Source organism: Rhizobium sp. ZK1 (assembly GCF_047782645.1).
GTDB lineage: Bacteria > Pseudomonadota > Alphaproteobacteria > Rhizobiales > Rhizobiaceae > Rhizobium.
Window position 1 is genome coordinate 1,104,936 of sequence record NZ_CP180586.1, and the last position, 19,979, is coordinate 1,124,914.

Annotated in this window: 19 protein-coding genes and 1 tRNA gene; 6 read left to right on the forward strand and 14 right to left on the reverse strand. The window is 59.5% G+C overall.

The window, feature by feature from the left end:
• Nucleotides 1-15 precede the first annotated feature (15 nt).
• A complete protein-coding gene (locus ACK9YZ_RS05630; RefSeq protein ID WP_416065943.1) occupies nt 16-396 on the forward strand; it encodes a hypothetical protein in 381 nt (126 codons plus the stop codon).
• A 99-nt stretch (nt 397-495) separates the two neighbouring features.
• Complete coding sequence (locus ACK9YZ_RS05635; RefSeq protein WP_416066823.1) at nt 496-759, forward strand: helix-turn-helix transcriptional regulator; 264 nt, start codon at nt 496-498, stop codon at nt 757-759.
• Nucleotides 760-844: 85 nt separating this feature from the next.
• On the opposite strand, the gene ACK9YZ_RS05640 is transcribed toward ACK9YZ_RS05635, so the two are convergent.
• The 4 genes from ACK9YZ_RS05640 to ACK9YZ_RS05655 all read right to left on the reverse strand — a co-directional run bounded on the left by ACK9YZ_RS05640 (nt 845) and on the right by ACK9YZ_RS05655 (nt 4,580).
• Nucleotides 845-2,749, reverse strand: coding sequence for an AAA family ATPase (locus tag ACK9YZ_RS05640; RefSeq protein ID WP_416065944.1), 1,905 nt, complete (start codon nt 2,747-2,749; stop codon nt 845-847).
• A gap of 132 nt (nt 2,750-2,881) precedes the next feature.
• Nucleotides 2,882-3,535: a hypothetical protein gene (locus tag ACK9YZ_RS05645; protein WP_416065945.1), complete on the reverse strand. Its 654-nt coding sequence runs from the start codon at nt 3,533-3,535 to the stop codon at nt 2,882-2,884.
• Nucleotides 3,536-3,679: 144 nt separating this feature from the next.
• Nucleotides 3,680-3,892: a DUF6634 family protein gene (locus ACK9YZ_RS05650; RefSeq protein ID WP_416066824.1), complete on the reverse strand. Its 213-nt coding sequence runs from the start codon at nt 3,890-3,892 to the stop codon at nt 3,680-3,682.
• 614 nt (nt 3,893-4,506) lie between these two features.
• Nucleotides 4,507-4,580: transfer RNA gene (locus tag ACK9YZ_RS05655), tRNA-Pro, on the reverse strand.
• Between the two features lie 630 nt (nt 4,581-5,210).
• On the opposite strand from ACK9YZ_RS05655, the gene ACK9YZ_RS05660 reads away from it, so the two are divergent.
• Both ACK9YZ_RS05660 and ACK9YZ_RS05665 read left to right on the forward strand, forming a co-directional pair.
• Nucleotides 5,211-5,432, forward strand: a complete 222-nt coding sequence (locus ACK9YZ_RS05660; protein ID WP_416065946.1) for a hypothetical protein — start codon at nt 5,211-5,213, stop codon at nt 5,430-5,432.
• Nucleotides 5,433-5,866: 434 nt separating this feature from the next.
• Nucleotides 5,867-6,079 carry a hypothetical protein gene (locus ACK9YZ_RS05665; RefSeq protein WP_216757653.1) on the forward strand — a complete coding sequence of 71 codons (213 nt, stop codon included), beginning with the start codon at nt 5,867-5,869 and terminating at the stop codon, nt 6,077-6,079.
• Between the two features lie 107 nt (nt 6,080-6,186).
• Here the strand turns inward: ACK9YZ_RS05665 and ACK9YZ_RS05670 are convergent, their stop codons facing one another.
• From ACK9YZ_RS05670 to ACK9YZ_RS05690, 5 genes are read right to left on the reverse strand one after another with little or no spacing between them, the layout of a single operon-like run.
• A complete protein-coding gene (locus ACK9YZ_RS05670; protein WP_216757654.1) occupies nt 6,187-6,480 on the reverse strand; it encodes a helix-turn-helix domain-containing protein in 294 nt (97 codons plus the stop codon).
• Nucleotides 6,477-7,751 carry an O-antigen ligase family protein gene (locus tag ACK9YZ_RS05675; RefSeq protein ID WP_416065947.1) on the reverse strand — a complete coding sequence of 425 codons (1,275 nt, stop codon included), beginning with the start codon at nt 7,749-7,751 and terminating at the stop codon, nt 6,477-6,479. The genes ACK9YZ_RS05670 and ACK9YZ_RS05675 overlap by 4 nt, the downstream gene beginning before the upstream one ends.
• A complete protein-coding gene (locus ACK9YZ_RS05680; protein ID WP_416065948.1) occupies nt 7,748-9,310 on the reverse strand; it encodes an undecaprenyl-phosphate glucose phosphotransferase in 1,563 nt (520 codons plus the stop codon). The genes ACK9YZ_RS05675 and ACK9YZ_RS05680 overlap by 4 nt, the downstream gene beginning before the upstream one ends.
• 55 nt (nt 9,311-9,365) lie before the next feature.
• Nucleotides 9,366-10,535 (reverse strand): glycosyltransferase family 4 protein, encoded by a 1,170-nt coding sequence (locus ACK9YZ_RS05685; protein WP_416065949.1) that lies wholly within the window; start codon nt 10,533-10,535, stop codon nt 9,366-9,368.
• A 3-nt stretch (nt 10,536-10,538) separates the two neighbouring features.
• Nucleotides 10,539-11,114, reverse strand: coding sequence for a polysaccharide biosynthesis/export family protein (locus ACK9YZ_RS05690; protein ID WP_416066825.1), 576 nt, complete (start codon nt 11,112-11,114; stop codon nt 10,539-10,541).
• A 187-nt stretch (nt 11,115-11,301) separates the two neighbouring features.
• Here ACK9YZ_RS05690 and ACK9YZ_RS05695 point away from each other — a divergent pair, with 187 nt between their 5' ends.
• Nucleotides 11,302-13,485 carry a GumC family protein gene (locus ACK9YZ_RS05695; protein WP_416065950.1) on the forward strand — a complete coding sequence of 728 codons (2,184 nt, stop codon included), beginning with the start codon at nt 11,302-11,304 and terminating at the stop codon, nt 13,483-13,485.
• A 3-nt stretch (nt 13,486-13,488) separates the two neighbouring features.
• On the opposite strand, the gene ACK9YZ_RS05700 is transcribed toward ACK9YZ_RS05695, so the two are convergent.
• Entirely contained in the window at nt 13,489-14,724 is a 1,236-nt protein-coding gene (locus ACK9YZ_RS05700) for a GNAT family N-acetyltransferase (RefSeq protein ID WP_416065951.1), read from the reverse strand.
• A 125-nt stretch (nt 14,725-14,849) separates the two neighbouring features.
• The gene (locus ACK9YZ_RS05705) at nt 14,850-15,059 is read right to left on the reverse strand and encodes a DUF2842 domain-containing protein (RefSeq protein ID WP_416065952.1); all 210 of its coding nucleotides are present in this window, start codon (nt 15,057-15,059) and stop codon (nt 14,850-14,852) included.
• A 115-nt stretch (nt 15,060-15,174) separates the two neighbouring features.
• Here ACK9YZ_RS05705 and ACK9YZ_RS05710 point away from each other — a divergent pair, with 115 nt between their 5' ends.
• A complete protein-coding gene (locus ACK9YZ_RS05710) occupies nt 15,175-16,278 on the forward strand; it encodes a COX15/CtaA family protein (RefSeq protein ID WP_416065953.1) in 1,104 nt (367 codons plus the stop codon).
• Between the two features lie 315 nt (nt 16,279-16,593).
• Here ACK9YZ_RS05710 and ubiA read toward each other — a convergent pair whose 3' ends face one another.
• From ubiA to ACK9YZ_RS05725, 3 genes are all read right to left on the reverse strand, one after another.
• The gene (gene ubiA, locus ACK9YZ_RS05715) at nt 16,594-17,508 is read right to left on the reverse strand and encodes a 4-hydroxybenzoate octaprenyltransferase (RefSeq protein WP_416065954.1); all 915 of its coding nucleotides are present in this window, start codon (nt 17,506-17,508) and stop codon (nt 16,594-16,596) included.
• A 125-nt stretch (nt 17,509-17,633) separates the two neighbouring features.
• Nucleotides 17,634-17,987, reverse strand: a complete 354-nt coding sequence (locus ACK9YZ_RS05720) for a VOC family protein (protein ID WP_416065955.1) — start codon at nt 17,985-17,987, stop codon at nt 17,634-17,636.
• A 93-nt stretch (nt 17,988-18,080) separates the two neighbouring features.
• Entirely contained in the window at nt 18,081-19,901 is a 1,821-nt protein-coding gene (locus ACK9YZ_RS05725) for an ABC transporter ATP-binding protein (protein ID WP_416065956.1), read from the reverse strand.
• Between the last annotated feature and the right edge of the window lie 78 nt (nt 19,902-19,979).

Consider the following 19,979-nt stretch of genomic DNA (forward strand, 5'->3'; position numbering starts at 1 on the left):
ACTTGGAGCCTCGCTTTGCAACATATACCTGACATCGTCTGGTCTGCGCCCATTCGAGACAAAGAGAGGATTCGTTGGAACGGCTCCCTCGGTGAGTATGGCGCCTTCGAAATCCTATTTTGGTTCGCCAGCGACAAGGTTGAGGCCCGCTACCTGGGGCGCTATAGGCCATTGCAGGATATCACCTTCGGCGGGCGGCAGTTGCTAGAACGCCATTATGATGCCTCCCTATGGAAGGGGGATCACGAGAATACCGTGCAGTTTGCTTTTCGCTATGGCTCTCAGACCGCCGAGCGTGGGAAAGTCCGGGCTGCACAGAACGGCGCGTTCAAAATCGGCCTATTGAAGGCAATTGAACTGCAAATGCGGAAATATGCCAGCCGTCTATTTCGATGACGCCTCCTTGCTGTTGTCCGTGCGAATCCTTACGCACAATTGTTGACAAAGACCCCTTCTTGCCGCCATCTCGAATCCATGGATTCGACTTCTGAGATCATGATAGCCCTGAGGGCGGGAAGGGCGCTCCTCGGGCTGAGCCAGGAGGAACTTGCCCATCTGGCTGGGGTGAGCCGACAGATCCTTGTTAGGATTGAGAAGTGCGAGCAGAATGTCTTGGTGGAATCGATCGAGAAGGTGCGGTCCGCCCTTGAGGCTGGCGGAATTGTCTTCATCGAAGGCAGTCCTGATCGTGGGCCAGGTGTGGCGGTGAGCCGTCGCACCCGCGATCCGGACTTCACAACGAGACGGGAAATGGCCTAATCCAACGCCTGATGCCTATTGTTATGCCATTGTCGCCGCAGCAGCCGACCAGGCATCAGGGGCTCAAATTCCCACAATAGAGAACTCACGACTCGAAGTCAGGTGAGCGTCCGGACGAGACCTGATCGTCATGATCCTGATCAAGCGCGCTCATGATCTCTGCACCCGGCAGCAATTGTCGTGCGACAAGTTCGTTTACTAGCCTCAGGCATTTACTCTTATGGCGCTCAAGGATCGCGGTCGCCCGCTTGAGCTGCTTCCGGAGAATAGTGTCGACCTGTGACATCAGAACTGCGTCAAGGGATTTGATGTCCCGCGCCGGGTTGTCTTCGATCGGGCCGTAAGATGCCAGTTTCTGGCCCATGCCGTATGACCGCTCCAGCGCGATCGCGATCTTAGTTGCTTCATGCAGATCGGATCCTGCCCCGCCGGAAGCGCCATCATCCCAGCAACCAAGAAGGAGCTGCTCGGCAGCCATGCCCGCCATCGTCATCGCAATGATGTCGAGATAGTGCTGCCTGGTGCGGCGTGCCCATACATTGCGCGCGAAAACAGCTTGGCCGGCTGGTTGCGCCTTCTGGCCAAATCTTAGCGTGAATGCAACGGATACGGTCATCAACTCCATGCCAAGCACGGCGCCCACGACAGCATGGCCGATCTCGTGGACGGCATTTACGCGAACGACTTCCGGTGGCACGTCCACGACAGGTGGAACATATTGGAGGACATCTTCCGCGGTTATCGGATGCCTGCCCCGCCTCGCGTTCCTGCGAGCGTAACGAACTATCTGCTGGATGTCTGCGCCGGTCATGCCGTCGGTAGCCTCAGCAAACGCGCGATGATCGTCGTCGGTGAGCTCGCCCTTCAAATGCACGCGGAAGATCGCGGCGCGGGCGGCGAGGTCCGGCAAACCGATGCGGACATGGCGGTCGAGACGGCCGGGCCTGGTAATCGCGGGGTCAATCCATTGCGGATTGTTACAAGCCCCCACGACGACGACACCTTCCCGGCCTTCAAGGCCGTCCAGCTCTTCTAGCAGCCCATTGATCGCCTTGATGTCGTACGAGGCATTTCCGCCGTCGACGGTGTTTCGGTCACCGAAGGCATCGAGTTCATCAATGAACAGAATTGCAGGGGCCTTTTTTCGGGCCTCTGCAAAGCTCGCTTGCATGGCTTTGAGAAAGTCGCCCAGATGGCCTTTCGCCTGCCATTTGGCATATGAGGCGATTACGAGGTCCGTCTTGCAGGTCGTCGCAAGTGCCTGTGAGAAGATTGTCTTTCCAACGCCCGGCGGTCCCGACAACAGGATCCCGCGGTCGACATCCTCCCACGGGAGTGCCCCAGTGTTCCACTCGGCGATATCCTTGGCTAATTCAAGCCCCCATCGCTTTGCGTCGCCATATCCTTCCATGGATTCGAGCGCCATCGCTTCATCGATTAGGGGATTTCTCTTGGGTCCATGCGGGGTAGACGATTTCCGCTCCCGGAGCATTGCCAAAACACGCGACATGGGTCGGCCGCGCACGACAGCAAGCTTGAGGCGCCTCCAATTGCTGCGAGCCAGAAACTCCGCTTCATCCGGCGTGAGATCGAGTTTATAGACCCACTTGACCACACCCTGCACCTGCCGGATCGAAGGCGGATCCACCTGTAAGACGGCGTCGAACGCGACAGTGATCTCGTCAGGGATATCGCCTGCGTTCTTGAACAAAACGATGGTCTTATGGTTGGCGAAGTCGTCGAGAATGGTGTCGTATGTCCCCGACTTCTCGTCGCCGATATAGACGCGGTCGGAATTCCGGAAGTCGCCCAAAGGATTCAGTAGCGCGGCCGCTGCCCGGAGATAGGTTCCTTTGTCTTCCCAGCGCGGCAGCACGAGAGCTAAGGCGAAACGATCCGCACGCTGATACGCTCGAATGGCCCGGCTTACACTCGCGTAGGCTATGTATTCCGGCAGAGCGAATCCCTGACGGTTGCGGGGAATGTTCATGGAATTTTTCCGAGTATGGAAGCCGCCGTCACGCGCATCGCTGCACGTGAGCGTGATCAAGCTGCTTCGGCTGATGCTTGCAAGGATTCGCTGCGGGTTCGTTCGCGAGGTGAAACCTTTGCGTGTCCGGGGTTATCCGTTTGGCAACGCGATTCTGACGGACTGATGGGAAGCGGCATCTGTCGCCAGGGAGACGATGCGCTTATGTTCGCCAGCGAGGATATCCAAAGCGCGACTATACTGTCCATCGAGTATCTTCATGACCTCCTTCTCCAGCCTTTCCGGCAACGGCTCGTGCCCAAGAGAGTCGACGGCTCCAAGATAAAGGGGAGTCTTCCCGAAGCCATAGCTTCCGATCATCCGTCTCGCGATGGCTGTCACGTGCTCGATGTCACTTCCCACCACACCGCCGGACCCGACGGATCGAGCCTCAAACACGACTGCCTCAGCGGCCATGCCCCCGTATCCTACCGCGATGCGGTTGAGCAGACTGGCCTCGGTGGGGAGGTTGTCCTCCTCCACCACGTCAAAATCAGTCGATCCGCCGAGATACCAAGCGGACGGATCGAAAATCCTCTTGATCTCGATCGTCGCGCTGTATGCGTATCCCACCGCAAGCGCCACCAAGGCATGGCCCACTTCGTGAACGGCAAGGCGAAAACGGTCCGCTTCGGAGTATTTCACGATCTCCGGGGGTTCAAAACCGGTACCGGCGTCCGCTGCTTGTTCGGCAGACTGCGCGAATGCTTTAGTCGGCCGGAAGGCCACCTGTTCTTCATTTGTCATACATCCACCTCGACCTGCCGTATCTCACGGTTCGCACTGCCTTTCTAATGGGATGGAAAGCACGATCTCCTGCGAAGGCGTGCCGATCTGGCAAAGATCCGCGTCGCGTGCTCGACCGACCGCGATTGAAATTCAATCGGTATTTTAGTGGCTTATGCTTCCAGCTAAGCGGTTCAAGCGATACCAGCGACTATAGGTCCGGGCGATGTCGCGGGCGGAGTCTATATAGAATACCTGACTGGTGTTGATCTGATGACCGTCTTTAAGATGTGGGTGACCGTGGACCGTTCCCCTGAGGCCAAATGCTGGCGTCGCCACGATCGTCCAAAAATCCAGCACAGGGGCATTTGCCCACATAGCATCACACGGCTCAGTTTGAATCCTTCGGAGGTCATCGAAGAGGTTCAATGCGATCGAGGGATCTATTAGTTGCGAGATCAAGGCTCATTCCTCAATTGGCTAAAACAAAATGATCACCATGTGAGCAATACGATCACAAATGTCAGATGTCAACATTTGTTGCATCGCCCGAGCGGAATTAGAGGGGTGACAAGTCCGCGTTGTGAAGAAGTCCGTAGAAATGCAATACGCCGGTATCCACGGATACATCGGGCATGGAGGAGAGGCGAACGGCGTGAAGGGCAGCTTGAGCGGATTCTCAAAGCCCCTCGCTATGCTCGGGGTCCAAAGGGGGCGCGCCCTGCGGGCGCAAACGGAGGGCTGCGCCCAACTTTGTTCATTCGAAGAAATGAGCAGTACCTCCCTGCGTGTGTCGGCGCCGCAGGTCCTGCTCATTTTCGAATGATAGAAGCGGAATCCGCCTAGTCGGCGGATAAGTTGAAATTAGAGTGCGGATGGAAAACGAGCGCTAGAACGTGTTCACCTGTTCAGAACGCGAAAACGCCAGCTAATCGAAACTAGCTGGCGCTTCAAAATCGACGGCTATCGAGACGATAAGCCCTTGAAAAACCTCGGAATGGCCGGATTTGAACCGACGACCCCTTGACCCCCAGTCAAGTGCGCTACCAGACTGCGCTACATTCCGTCACTGCCATTTAAAGGCGGTCTGAACAGATTCACTGATCCCTTATAATGAACCAGCGACCCCTTGACCCCCAGTCAAGTGCGCTACCGGGCTGCGCTACGCCCCGACCTGCCGAAACGGCTTGCTCCTGTTAGACTTTTCGGTTTTTGGACGCAAGGGAAAAATGCCGGCGTGATCATAAAACGGAACTTGTCCAATGGAATGTCTGTCAGGCAGCTTTTACTCTGCCTCTCCGGTGCTGCCTGGAATCCTCAAAACCGGCGGATGACTGCCGAAAAAAGTCTGCGCAAAGCGTCAAAAGTCCTTGCATACACCGACGTGGCATGGAAATTCTTTCGCTGCTGGGCAATATGGCGTTAAGCTGGAGACGGCATCGTGCTGAAATAATATAGATTTCCGGTTGCAGTTTTTAAGCCGATAAATTTCTGGTGAAATATTTCCTTAATATCGTGACTAAATATTCCTGCTTAAAGAAGGAGATTTATTGTATATTCAGTCAAGTCTACCTTTGGCTGAGGCCAAGCGTCTGCGACATTTCCAATCTTTGACGTTTGAAATTGGAATTTATTCGCAATTTTGTCGCTGAACGTGTAAGAAAGGGAAATCGTAGGAAAGCGTAGTTTCGGGCGTATGACGATCGACAGTAACAGGCAGGATTGCCGGCAGACCCTTGCCGTTGCGTTCAAGGCCCTCTCCGAGGATGCCTTGAAAGCCGGCTGGCCGGAAGGGGATGTTGCCCTTGCGCTTGCGGAGCTTGCCGAAGAGTATGTGGCCGAGGTCGGCGCCAAGGCGATCATCGAAGGCTTTAACCAGTTTCAGCTCTATGCAGCGAGCGACCGGCTGAAATTCTGAGCCGAATCTTCAATTCTTACACCAATTGTTCAGCGGTTCCGGCGGCCAACACGAAGGGAGGCCTGTGCTGCGCTCGCTTTTTCAGCCGATCCACCGCATAGAGGCAGTGCTGGAGCGCTGTGCGGTATTCGCGGCCGCTTAGCCGGTCAGCGCTCGAGATATTTCGACGGCATCCCAGGCGGTTGCGACAATGAAGCCGTTGCTTGGAGATTTGACCTCACGGGCAAACGGAAGCGCTTTTCGTTCACGGCTCCGCATTCCATATGTATTCCAAACGGCCCGTAACGCACGAAGCACGAGATTGTTCCCGACGATTTAATTGCGCGGTTGCTAAAATTTCGGGCTACGCGCATAATGCGAACGAGGCTGACAGGGAGGGCGTCGGCTGCGCAACAATAACGATGCGTTGTGCCCTCTAAGGGAAATGTGGCGCGATGTTGAAATCGTCAGTTCACCCCCAGGATTTACCGCTCTTCTCGGAAGATATCGACTTGCTGTCGCGGGTTTTGAGCCAGGTTTGCGACGACAGCGGCATCACTCCCCGCACGCCGGAAGCCGACCGGATCGGTGCAGCTCTCATCCAGCTTTACAGGCAGGGCGTGAAGGACAGCGGCAAGCTGAGCATTCTCGCCAAGACTTATCTCTAAAGCTCAGGTCTGCTCGACCGAGACACCGTTCTTGCCGATGCTCATCTCGACGCCGTCGGGTTTGCTGGCTTCGTGGACGATATGACGCCTGAGAGGCGCCTGGTCCGTCAATCGTCGTTGGCAGCGTTGAGGTTTTCCGGCCTGATGCCGTCATCGTTGGAGCTGCGGGCGCGCAGGCGTATGCCAGGGCCGCCTTCATCCTGGTTGCCGCTGGCGATGAAGATGATGCCGTGGGCTTCCAGCGTATTGCGCACGTCGATCGTGGCGCGCGTCTCGCCCACCGATTCGCCGTTTTCCAGCGCCTGGACTGTTTCGACGGAAAGTCCTGCATGAGCTGCGAGATCCTCGATGCTCATGCCGATCATGGCGCGTGCGCCACGTATCTGTGTCCCTGTAATCATGCCGGAGATCTAGCGCTTTTGCCGAACTTCTCAAGTGTCTGTGAGCGGCTCGAGCGCTTGTGACGAACTTCCAGCGCCGCACAACCCCAGACGATGCCGAACAACAGGTAGACGTGCCGCCAGTGGTCGATGTCGATCACGTTGCCGATCGCCGCATGGCCGAGAACGGAAATCCACGCGACCATGAGAAAAGGCTGCCACGGCCGGTCGAGCAATATGTTGCGGAAGCCGAGATAGAGCGTCCAGCACAGCATGCCGACATAGCTGACGAAGCCCAGCCAGCCATAGGTCGTCAGCGATTTCAGCCAGATATTGTGTTCGTCTTCCGGAAACATGGTGCCGAAGACCAGCGGTCCTATGCCGAGCGGCCGTTCCATCATCATCTGGAAGCCGATGCGATGGCGATCGAAACGGCCGAGGTGTTCACCGTCATATTGCTGCACGAGCTGGGCGCGGGCGGAGAAGAGCTCACTGACCTTGGGAACCTGCAGCGCGACCAGCAGCGAGGCCACCATCAGGATGATCGCGCCGAGCGACAGGACAAGCACCCGCAGCCGGAAGGCACCGCTGCGCTCCTTCAGCAGCATGATAAAGATCAGTACCACCACACCCAAGGCGAAGAGGCCCCATGCTGCGCGTGAGAAGGAGAGGAAGATGCCGAGCGCCAGGATGAGCAGCGCTCCCGCCTTGATCGGTGACGTCTTGAGATTTCCGGCGAGAATGCCGTGGACGAGGTAAAGCCCCGGCGGCACGAGGAAGGGGCCGAAGACGTTCGGGTCCTGGAAGGCGCCCTTGGCGCGGTCGTAGAGCGTGAAGACTTCCGAGCCCGGAAAGGCGTGGAAATAGCCGAGTATGCCGAGTAGGGACGTGATAACAGCCGCAAAACTCCAGGCATTGAAGATCAGCGGCAGCCGCTTGTGGCTGTCCTCGATGATCGCGGCGTAGAAGATGGAGGTCAGAGCCAGGAAGGTGGAGACGGCAATATACATCGGGCCGGTCGCCAGGTCCCGCATCTGAGTAAGCGACAGCATGCCGCCGATATTGAAGGTCAGAAGCAGCGCCATGAGCGGCGCGGTGGTGCGCGATATCTTCAGGCCGAGGATGAACCAGAGTCCGATCAGCCCCGCCATCCACAATTCATAAGGCGCCGGCTCGTCGATGACGAAGCCGGAAAGAAAGACCCCGAAAGCGACCGCCGCCGAGCCGATGAGGCGCAGCGTCTGCCGTTGCGGCTGGGCCACGCGCACATGGGAGGCGTCGATCGCGCTCAATAGGCATTTTCCGTGTTGAGCAGCCGGATCGGCGTCAGGAACAGGATCTTGAGGTCGAACAAGAGCGACCAGTTCTCGATATAATAGAGGTCGTAGGCCGTGCGGAACTTGATCTTCTCGTCATTGTCCACTTCGCCGCGCCAGCCGTTGATCTGCGCCCAGCCGGTGACACCGGGCTTGACGCGGTGACGGGCGAAATAACCGTCGACGATATCGGCGAAAGCGCGCTCGCGCGCCTGCGCGAGCACGGCGTGCGGACGCGGGCCGACCAGCGAAAGTTCCCCCTTCAGCACGTTGAAGAGCTGCGGCAGCTCGTCGATCGAGGACTTGCGGATGAAGCGGCCGACGGGTGTGACACGCGGATCACCCTTGGTGACGGCAGCCCTTGCCGTCGGATCGCCCATGCTGGCGTACATGGAGCGGAACTTGAAGACGTTGATGATCTCGTTGTTGAAGCCATGACGCTTCTGCATGAAGAAGACCGGCCCTTCCGAGGTCGCCTTCACGGCGATCGCTGTCGCCAGCATGATCGGCCAGAGCAGGCAGAGCGCGATGATGGTGAAGAAGATATCGAATGCCCGTTTGGCAACGGAATCCCAGTCGCGGATCGGCTTCTTGAAAATATCGAGCATCGGCACTGCGCCCACATGCGAATAGGCGCGCGGGCGGAAACGCAGACGATTGGCGTGTGCGGCAAGGCGAATGTCGACCGGCAGCACCCAGAGCTTCTTCAAAAGTTCGAAAATACGTGCTTCGGCAGACAGCGGCAGTGCGATGATCAGCATGTCGATGCGCGTCATCCGCACGAATTCGACGAGTTCACTCACCGTGCCGAGCTTCGGATAGCCGGCCACCATGATCGGCGAGCGCTTCTCGCCGCGGTCGTCGAAGATGCCGCAGATACGGATGTCGTTATCCGCCTGCTGCTCCAGCATGCGGATCAGTTCCTTGGCCGGCTCGCCCCCGCCGACGATGACGGCGCGGCGCTCCATGATGCCGTTGCGCGCCCAGTTGCGGATGCCCTGCGCCACGAGGAAGCGCTCGATAACCAGAAAGAGCGCACCTGCAATAAACCAGATACCGTAGGATTCCGCAGTCGCTGCGCTGAGGCCGCGCAAGAGCGAGAAGCTGCCTGTTGTCAGCACGAAGACGATGGCGAATGCTGCGAACGCACGTGGCAGATATCGCACGCGGGCTCTGAGAGCCGGAATGGAATAGGTATCGGCAAGTTGAATCGCCACGACGGTCGATGCTGAAACGACAGCCGCCATGACGGCCCGCAGCGCGATGCTGTCGCTGCCGTCGCCGGGTGCGAAATAGAAGGTGACAAGGCCGATGACGAACTGCGTTAGGAATTCCAGCAGCCGCAACTGGCCGATAATGATGACAGGCGAGTAGGTTCCGTCACGAAACTGCTCGGCAATCTGACGGGCATAGGGATTGATGGGAGGCGTCTCGCCGGCAGCATGCATAGAGGCGTCGCCGCGCGTCTCTGTATCAGAAACCTGCTTGCGCAGGGCTTCCACGTCGAACTGTCCGCTCTTTTCCAGCTTGTTCATGGGGCTTCATCGCTCGTTGATGTGAGCGGGATAACAGAAAGCCCCTAAGAAACTTTTACGAGGCGGCCGAGATTGCCTGTGCCGTAGCGGGATTGACGAGCTCGCCGTAGAGTTTCAGCACTTCGCGGGCCATGACCGGCGCGGAAAAGACCGATTTGACCGCTTCAGGAGAAGGCATGACCTTGTCGTGCCAGCCGGGCACTGTCAGTGCCTCCGCCATCACCCGCGCCAGATCGTCGGAATCCCCCGGTGTCACCAGTGCGGGACTGTCTGTTCCAAGCACCTCGGGAATGCCGCCGACACGCGAGGCGATGACCGTCTTGCCGGCGCCGAGCCCTTCCAGAACGATGTAAGGCATGGCTTCGGCGCGGGAGGGGACGACGAGATTCTGCGCCATGGAGAAGGCCTCCCTCACGCGCATGGCGGGCAGCATGCCGATGCGCTTGCCGAGGCCGCGCTCGACCATCATCTCGCGATAACGGTCGCGTTCCGGTCCGTCGCCGATCATCAGCGCCGAAAGCGGCCGGCCGAGCAGGCGCTCGGTCTTGGCGAAGGCGTCGATGAAAAGATCCGGGCCTTTGAGATCGCGCAGCATGCCGACATAGATGAAATGTACGGCGTCGGAGCGGGTCGGAATATCGGAAAAATCCCGTGCGCCGATGCCGTTATAGATCAACCGGTTCATGACCCGGGGCCGGCCCACCTTGGTCGCATAGGTTTGTCGCTCGTATTCGCAGATGAAGACCAGCGCATCGGTAAAATACTCCTGCAGCCGCTCCATGCGCAGCACGAACTGGCCGAGCATGGAGGCGCGGGAATAGTGCAGGCTTCCGCCATGCGCAGTATAGAGGCGGGCTACGCGATACCTGTTGACCCGCAGGGCTGAGCCGGCAAGCCGCGCGAGCACGCCGCCCTTGGCGCCGTGCCCATGCAGCACATCCGGCCGCAAGCTCCTGATTTCCTTGAATGTATTCCAGAGAGCCGCTGCATCCGACGGGCTGATGGAGCGCCGTATCGGAATGCGCATCAGACCGAGCGAAAGATAGGGGCGGATATCGTCGAAGAGGCTGTCCTCATATTCGCCGCCGGTCGAACTGTCGCAGATGATGCCGATGTCATGGCCCGCCCGGCTGTGTTCCTCCACGAGATCGCGGACATGGCGGAAAATTCCGCCGACCGGCGAGCGGAAGCAGTGAAGAATGCGGAGGGGCCTCTGTTCTATCATCGGCTAGAAAAGCCGTTCGCGGACATAGATCGTGTCGCCGGCGATGATCGGGCCGGAAATATTGACGCGGCCCGTCAGCACCTGTCCGTTGATCTTGCGCGTGACGTCGACCATGCTCTGGTTGGCGCGGCTGGTGAAGCCGCCGGCAACTGCGATAGCGTTCTGAACGGTCATGCCGGGCACATAGGCATATTGGCCGGGCTGCCCGACTTCGCCCATGATGAAGACGGAACGATACCGGTCGACATCGATGGTGACATCAGGATCGCGAAGATAGCCCTGCTGCAGCTTCTGGGCGATCTGGCCCGAGAGTTGCTGCAGGGTGCGGCCGCGGGCAGGGACCTGGCCGATAAGGGGGAATGCGATATAGCCGGCCTGATCCACCGTATAGGTATTGGTCAGCGTTGCCTGATCGAAGACGGTGATGCGCAGGCGGTCGCCGCTGTCGAGCGAATAGGGCTGGATCGTCGCCTGGTTGAAGGCCTTCGGCGCCGGCCGATAGGTGGTGCAGCCCGCCACTGCAGCCATCATGGCGACAAGGCTCATAGCCATCAGGATCTTGGGCTGGACGAAGGGCATCCGCTTGCTCACAGGAAGATAATTCGGTCGAGCCGTTATCGATCTATTAGGGTTAATGCCCGGTAAAAAAACCGCCGATTTCCTCAAATCCTTTATCAGGAGCATCTTGTTTGCGAGGGAGCTGCCATTAACCGTTGAGTTACCATGGTCGTTTACGCTTCGGGCAGTTCGTATTGGAGTAATGAGTATGTCCCGCGTAGCGAGTGATCAGGATGTGGACATCGACCTCGGCCAGCTTGCGCGCGCGGTCTGGGCACGTCGTCTGAGAATATTGACGATCACCGCATTGGGTGCGGCAGTCGCTTTTGCCGGCGCCAAGATCGTTTCGCCGCAATATCGCAGCGAGACACGCGTACTCATCGAACCGCGCGCTCCCGCCTTTGCCAATACGCAGACGAGTGACGCCAATGCCGGACCGCTGCTCGATGAGTTGAATATCGCCAGCCAGGTACAGCTTCTGCAATCGGCCGACCTCATCAAGCAGGTCATCAACAATCTGAAGCTCTACAATCTGCCGGAATTCGATGCTGCCGCGAACGGCTCCGCGCTCACCGATATCCTCGTGGCGCTGCACCTGAAGAAGAACCCGCTGGAAAATCCGCCGGAAGAGCGTGTCATCGACGCCTTCACCCAGCGCCTGCAGGTCTATCAGGTGCCGGGCTCGCGCGTCATCGGCATTACCTTCACCTCCAAGGATCCGAAGCTCGCCGCGAGCATTCCGAACGCCATGGCGCAGGTCTACCTGGCGATCCAGAGCGGCGCCAAGCTCGACTCCAACTCGGAAGCGACGCGCTGGCTCGAACCTGAGATCGACAGCCTGCGCCAGAAGGTGAGCGAGGCCGAGAAAAAGGTCGCCGATTACCGCACGACCCACGGCCTGTTGCAGACCAATGGCACGACGACCTTCACCGCGCAGCAGCTCAACGACATTTCCGTCGAGCTGACCCGTGTGCGCACAGACAAGGCGAATGCCGAGGCGAGGGCGCAGGCCGTGCGCAACGCGCTGTCTTCAGGCGAAGCCTCCGATACGCTAGGTGACATCATGTCGTCGCAGTCGATCCAGCGGCTGAAGGCGACCGAATCCGGCCTGCAGTCGCAGATATCAGACCTGCAGACGAGCCTGCTCAACAACCATCCGCGGCTGAAGAGCCTGCGTGCCCAGCTTGCCGATATCCGCACGCAGATCCGCCAGGAAACGCAGAAGATCCTTGCCAGCATCGAAAACGAGACGAAGGTCGCCGATCTGCGCGCCAAGGAACTTGAGCAGCAGTCCGATAAGCTGCAGGCCAACAGCGCCAGGGCAGGCGAGGACGAAGTCGGCCTGAACGCGCTGGAGCGGGAGGCGAACGCCCAGCGCCAGCTTCTCGAAACCTACCTCGTTCGCTACCGCGAAGCCGCGTCCCGTGCCGACCGGAATTCCAGCCCGGCGGACGCCCGTATCGTTTCGAAAGCGATCGAGCAGGTCGATCCTTATTTCCCGAAAGTCGTGCCTATCGTCATCGTTGCTGCCGTCGCAACCCTCATCATGAGCGCGATCGTCGTCATGCTCTCCGAACTCTTCAGTGGTCGCGCGCTTCGCCCGGTCGAACCTCTGGAAGTCGAATCTCGCACTATCGAAGACAGGGTCGAAGAGGAAGAGCAGGGCGGAGCAGCTGCCATTCCTGCGGGAACGGCTCCCGTTCCCGCAGCAAGGCTTGCCAAGCCCAGTATGCTGACGGCAGCGGTCGACGACGAGGAGCCCGAAGTCGAGCCGGTCGAGGAAACTCCTGCCGACGAGAACGAGTTCTCCGTCTCTTCCGTCGCGAGCTATCTCGCCGACTGCCGTGCTCCGCTCGCCGTTTCCATATCCCCGACCGGTGACAATGGCTCCGCCGCAACTGTTGTCTTGGCACGCCTGCTGGCCGATGACGGACGCCGGGTGATCCTGATCGACATGACCGGCTCCGGCTATCCGACCGAGCTCATGGCTGAAAACCCCGAGGCACCGGGCGTTACCGATCTTCTCTGCGGCGAGGCTGCCTTCGGCGAGACGATCCATGGCGACCGGCTTTCCGATGCGCACTTGATCCCGCAGGGTGTGAGCGATGTACGTCGCGCCATGCGAGGCGCCGATCGGCTGTCGCTGCTGCTCGATGCGCTGTCATCGGCCTACGATATCGTCATCGTGGAATGCGGCGCGGCCGATGTCGCCGGCGTGTCAAGACTGACGCGCAGCAAGGAGATCGAGATTATCCTGTCTCTGCCTGAGATCGAAGAAGCTGCCTTCGTCGGCCTGATGCAGGATTTCCAGGACGCCGGCTACGAGCGTGTGGTTCTGATGTCGGGTGGCGAAGAGGTCGCGATGCGCAGCCCCGCACGCCATGCTGCCTGATCTTCAGCCAATCTTGGCCCGGATGCTCTGGGCGAATTTATAGAGACCAGGGCGGGCCTTGATGAAGGCCTTGCCGCGGGTAATTGCCCGGTGCGCCGTGCCGGCTGCGATGCCGATGCCTGAGATCGGCAGAACCACATCGTAATGGTCCGTTTCGACCGGCGCCCAGGAGCGCTTGTAGGTCTGGTCGCCGAGACCGAAATCGAAGAGTGCCACTCCCTTGCCGTGCAGGCTCGATATCATCTGCCAGAAGAGGAATTCGCCGGGGCTTGCATCCGCAACCAGATCCTCGTCGATCGCACCGAACTGGCAGATGACGTGGTCCTCTTTGCGGGAAATCCCCGACAGCGCGGCGATGCGTCCCTCATACTCGCCCTTCAGGCGCAGGGCGCGCATCTGCAGGCCGAAATTGTCGCCAGTCCGTTTGTCGATCAGCCCGTGCAGGAAGGCCTTGGTCTCGGCATCCGCAAAGACATCGGGCAGGCCGAGCGAGGCGAAGCGGGCGCTTTTCAGGCGGAAGAACATGTCGAGCAGTTCATGCTGCTCCGCGGATGCTTCCGGCGCGATGTAGTCGAAGCCACCGACCGCCTCCAGCCGCCGGCTCTGCGTGCGGAATTTCTTGCGCCTGCTTTTGGCGTTGAGCTGCCGCAGCGTCTTCTCGAACGTATCAAGGAGCGGAAGCTGATAGGCGTGGTTCTGGTTCTGCACCATGGGCAGGCCGGCAAGCATGTTACGACGGCTGCGCCATTCCAGCGGAATATTCTGCAAAAGAAGCAAATCGGCCTTGCCGGCGAGTGCTGCACGAAGGCCGGCGGCGAGGCGATGGCTGTCTACCGCATCACCATCTTCGGCAAAGGCTTGCGAAAACAGGCCGGTATTGATGTTGCTGTGGTCGGCGCCGATGAATTTGGCGATCCGCATGCCGCGCGCGGCGACGATTTCCACTGGCAGGATGAAGGCGGTATGGTTACCGCTCCTGCCGCGCAGGATGGCGAGCGGACGGCGGAAGGCGGCCACCCAAGCCGCGCACCAGTCATAGCTCTGATGCAGCGAGGAAAGGTTGTCGCGCTCCAGCGCGCGCCATTCCTCTTCAAGGGGCTCCATCCTGTCGAAAAGCTTGATATCGAGTTCGGCCATGGCGAGTTTCACGCTGAGTTGTCGCAGCCGGGAAATGCCGGCTTCGGCTTGCGCAGCAGCGTCAAACTTTTGTTCCAGAATATCGAGCCTCTGCGTCTGCACTGGTCTTTCTCCGGTCAAGAGATGTGTTGCAGAGGAAGGTAGAGCGCCGAGACGTATATTTGGTTTAACCGCTGCGCCTGGCTGCGGTTTTCCGCAGATCAGGGTTATTCCGCCGTTAATCCGCCCTACTGCTGTCTCGGGCCGGCCATCCACTTGATGATGACCATCGCCGGCAGCACCCAGAGCAGGCCGGTGAGCGCGAAGTAAAGCAGATGTCCCCACCACGGCGCATTGCCAAGTGTGGCGACCGCGATCGTATTCGCCACAATCGCATAGAAAAGCACGAGGATGATGATCAGGATCGTGCCGATGAATTTGCGAAGGCGGATGGGCATCGTATAACTTTCGAGCGGATGGGATTGAACCGGCGCGACGGCATGCCGCAAAGGTTCGGGGCTTGTTTTGCATCAGCCGCTGGGGCAAATCAACTGCCGGATAAAAGGAGAGATCATGGCCGTCGCGAACCTGAGCCCCGAGCAGGCGATCCGCACCGAAGTGCGCAGGCAGGATAATAACCGCCGCGCCGTGCGCATCTGGCTGGGCTTCGTGCTTCTGGCGCTCTTCTGTCTGGTGCTTGTGGGCGGCGCGACGCGGCTGACCAATTCCGGCCTATCCATCACCGAATGGAAGCCGATCCATGGTGTTGTTCCGCCGCTGAATGCCGCCGAATGGGAAGAGGAGTTCAAGCTCTATCAGCGTATCCCCGAATTCCAGCAGCTGAACAGCGACATGACGGTCGATGAGTTCAAGAGCATCTTCTGGTGGGAATGGGCACACCGGCTGATCGCGCGCGGCATTGGCGTCATCTTCGCGCTGCCGCTGGTCTTTTTCTGGGTGACCGGCAGGATCGAGAGGCGCCTGCGCTGGCCGCTTGCCGGCATCCTGGCGCTCGGTGGCCTGCAGGGCTTCATCGGCTGGTGGATGGTCTCCTCCGGCCTCGCGGTGCGCACGGATGTCAGCCAGTACCGGCTTGCCACCCATCTCGTCATGGCCTGCCTGATCTTTGCCTCCTGCATGTGGATTATGCGCGGGCTCTCGCCGCATTCCGATGATGCGGCCCCGACAAGGAATTCCCACCGCTGGGCGGCCGCCATCGCCATCTTCTCGCTTTTCCAGATCTATCTCGGTGCGCTGGTCGCCGGCCTCGATGCCGGCTTCACCTATAATACCTGGCCGCTGATGGACGGCGCCGTTGTGCCCTCCGATCTCTTCATCCAGCAGCCCTTCTGGCTCAATCTCTTCGAAAACCCGAAGACGGTGCAGTTCATCCATCGCTTTGGCGCCTACACGCTCTTTGCGATCGCGATCATCAATATGGTGATCGCACTGCGCGCCGCTGCCTCGACCACCCATGCGCGCCGGGCCGTGGTGCTCTTCGTGCTTATCACGATCCAGGCGGCAATCGGCATCACCACGCTGCTGCTTGAGGTGCCGCTGCATTGGGGTCTGCTGCATCAGGCAGGTGCGTTGGTGGTATTCGGTTTCGCCGTCGCCAACTGGCGCGGCTACTACGGCGAATATCCCCCCGCAACTGTTATCGCCGAGCGCGACTGAGCAGGGATAGAGACGTCCTATCCCCTGGCTCGCGGAAGAGTGAATGGGATCAATGCGATGCTCCTCGCATGGATTTGCCGTGACGTGCTAGATTATCGGCTTGGCGTATGGGCGATCCTATAAAGGGGGATGTTCACATGAACAGATTGCGCACATTCGTAATGGCGGGCGCTCTGATCACGCTTTCCGCAATCGCTTCGAGTTGCACCTCAACGGGGAGGTACGACTATGGCGAGGATACGTCCCTGAACCCGGCCTGCGCCGGCGGTTTCCGTCCCAGCGACAATCGTCCCTGCTCTTATTGAGCCGACGGGCTTACCAGGTTCCCATAAAGGCCGAGGCTGCCAGCAATAGCCCGGTCAGAATATTTGCCAGGAACAGGCGGTAATTCACTTCCGGCCTTGCAAGGTCGATGCGCCGGGTTTGCCAGGCAAGGTGCGCGGCGATGACGAGCATTCCAAACCCATAGAGCAGGGACATGCCCGACAGCCAGCCGCCGAGCGACCACGCGACGACCGTCAAAGCATAAAACAGGCCGATGATGAGCTTGCCGCGCTGGCCGAAGAGGATCGCTGTCGATTTCAGGCCGAGGCTTCTGTCGTCTTTCACGTCGACATAGGCATAGATGGTATCGTAGCCGATCTGCCAGGCGATGGCTCCCGCCCACATGAGGAGGGCGCCGACCGGAATATCACCGGCAATTTCGGCCCAGGCCATGAGCATGCCCCAGTTGAACGCTGCGCCCAGCACAGCCTGCGGCCAATGGGTGAAGCGCTTGCAGAGCGGATAGACGAACACGAGCGGCAGGACGCATAGGGCGACGAGCCGCGTGTAGGGCATCAGAAACAACAGCAGAGACGCCGCCAGGGCGAGCTCGATGGCCAGAAAAGTCAAAGCCTGACCGGCGCCGATCTGCCCGCTTGCCAGAGGCCGGAAACGGGTTCGCTCGACATGGCCGTCAAATTTCCGGTCCGCGATATCGTTGATCGTGGAGCCGGCGCTTCGCATCAGCAGGGCGCCGAGCGTGAAGACGGCGAGCTGCCGGACATCGGGCAAGCCATGAGCGGCCTGAAACAGAGCCGCCCAGCATGGAAACAGCGTCAGCCAGATTCCAACCGGGCGATCGAGCCGCGCGAGCCTCGTGTAAGGTCGCCATGGGCCCGGCAACAGCCGGTCCACCCAGTCGCCCTGGTGAATATCACTCAAGTCCGGGCGGTTTGACGTGTTCATGGCGTGATCCGGTTATTTTCGAAAATTCTCAATGAAAGCAGGTATTTCCTGCCCTGGACTGGCCTTTGCAGACTAGAGGTTTTCGCAGGCGTTGCAATGATCGCCCCTGCGTCAGACCGACCCATTCAGCCTGCGTGAGAAAGGATATTTAAAAGCTTGCCGGTGGGGTCGCGGATATAGAAACGCCGCACGCCCCAGGGCTCGTCGGCCGGTCCATAGACGATCTGATGCCCGCCTGTCACCGCACGCTGATGGACCTTTTCCACATCATCGACCTCGATCGAAATGTCGGGCACTGCGGTTCCCGAGCCGCCTTCTGTCGCGATGCCGATCTGGGTGAGTGCTCGCCTGTCGGATGCAAGAGTGACGATCCAGCCATGATCCATCACGATGTCGAGATCGAACAGCTCGGAATAGAAGTTGCGCACCTCTTCAATGGAGGCTGCGGCGATATTCGGGACGATGCGCAGCACTGTCATGGTGTTTCTCCCTCTGCCTGAAGAGAAATGATCGATCTGCGGAACAGTTCAGGCCTGTCTGCCGAACTGTTCCGCATGTCCTTGTCTCGAACCTCAGATGCTCGCCTGCAGCCCATAGAGATTGGCATAGATGCCGCCGCTCTCCATCAGCCTGTCATGATTGCCTTCTTCGACAATACCGTCGCCGGTCAGCACCAGAATACGGTCGGCGTGGCGGATCGTCGAAAGGCGATGGGCGATCACGAGCGTCGTGCGCCCCTTTGCAAGCGTCATGAAGGCCTGCTGCACTGCCCGCTCGCTTTCATTGTCGAGCGCGCTCGTCGCCTCGTCGAAGATGAGGATGGCAGGGTTCTTGAGGAAAGCGCGAGCGATCGTCAGCCGCTGGCGCTGGCCGCCCGAGAGTTTCACGCCGCGTTGGCCGATATCGGTCTGATAGCCCTGCGGTAAGGCCATGATGAACTCATGCGCGTGGGCGGCGCGGGCTGCGGCTTCCACCTCTTCGTCCGTCGCATCCGGGCGCCCGTAACGGAGGTTGTCCCCCACGGTGCCGGCGAAGAGATAGACGTCCTGCTGCACCACGCCGAGATGGCGGCGCAGCGAGGCGCGCGTCACATCGCGGATATCGGTGCCATCGATTTCGATCGAGCCGCCAGTGACATCATAGAAGCGGGGAAGCAGCGCGCAGAGCGTGCTTTTCCCCACACCGGACGGGCCGACGAGCGCCACGAATTCACCAGGCCGGATGGTCAGCGAAAGGTTGCTGAGCACGTCTGCCCCATCATCATAGCTGAAATCGACATTCGAGAGCCGGATCTCACCCTTCGGCGTATGCAACGCGCGGGCCGAGGGACGATCCACCACGTCAGGATCGATCTCCAGGATCTCCATCGCCCGCACGAACCCCGTATAACCCTCCTGCCAGAGTCGGGCGAGATTGGCCATCCGCTTGACCGGATCGACGAGAACGCCGACGCAGAGCAGGAAGGTCAGAAGGTCCGCAATGGTGAGTTCCGCCGCAAGGATGCGCAATCCACCGAGGATGACGACCAGAAGCGTGATGATCTGGGCGAAGGTCTCGGCACCGGCGGAGAACCAGGCTTCGCTGCGGTAGCCATCGGAGCGGCTTTCGAGGAAGCGCCTGTTCAGGGCGGCAAAGCGTTTCCGCTCCAGATCCTCGTTGGCAAAGGACTGGACGACGCGGATGCCGGCCAGCGCATCCTCGACCTTTTCGTTGACGGCGGCGATCTCCTGCTTGCTCGCCTCGAGCGCACGATTCATGCGCCTATTGAAATGCAGCGCATAAGCCACGGCAAAAGGCGTCAGCAGGAGGATTAGAAACGCAAGCTGCGGATCGATGAAGAACAGGACCGTCATGGCCCCGCCATACTTCAGAATGGCGATCAGCAGGTCTTCCGGCCCGTGATGGAAAAGTTCGCCCAACCAGAAGGAGTCGCCGACGATGCGGCTCATCAATTGGCCGGTGCGGTGCCGGTCATAGAAGCCGAAGGAGAGCTTCTGGCAGTGATCGAACAGTTCCTGCCGGATATTCGCCTCGATATGCGCACCCATCATGTGGCCGCGATAATCGACGAAGAAGATGGCGGCCGTCTCGACCGCCACGATGACCAGCATGACGCCGCCCATGCCGAGGATCTGCCAGTAGGCCGAAGTCGTATCGTTGAGCGCGATGAGGTGGCCCATGACGATGTTGGCGCAGAGCGGCAAGGCGACTGCGGCGGCAGCGACGACGACGGCGCAGGCAATATCGGCCATAAGCAGCGGAAGATGCGGCCGGAAATAGGACAGGAACTTGCGCAGGCGCAGCTGGCGCCTGTTGTGGATGTGCGTTGCGGTTGAGAGGCTGCGGTTAAGACGCCGCGGGTTTTTCCTCGCGCGTGAAAGCAAACTGGACATGAAGACGGATATCCTGAGTGTTGATCTTATTCTTCTGGTTGCTCAGGATCGTTTTCATGAGTGCCTCCCATCGGCGTG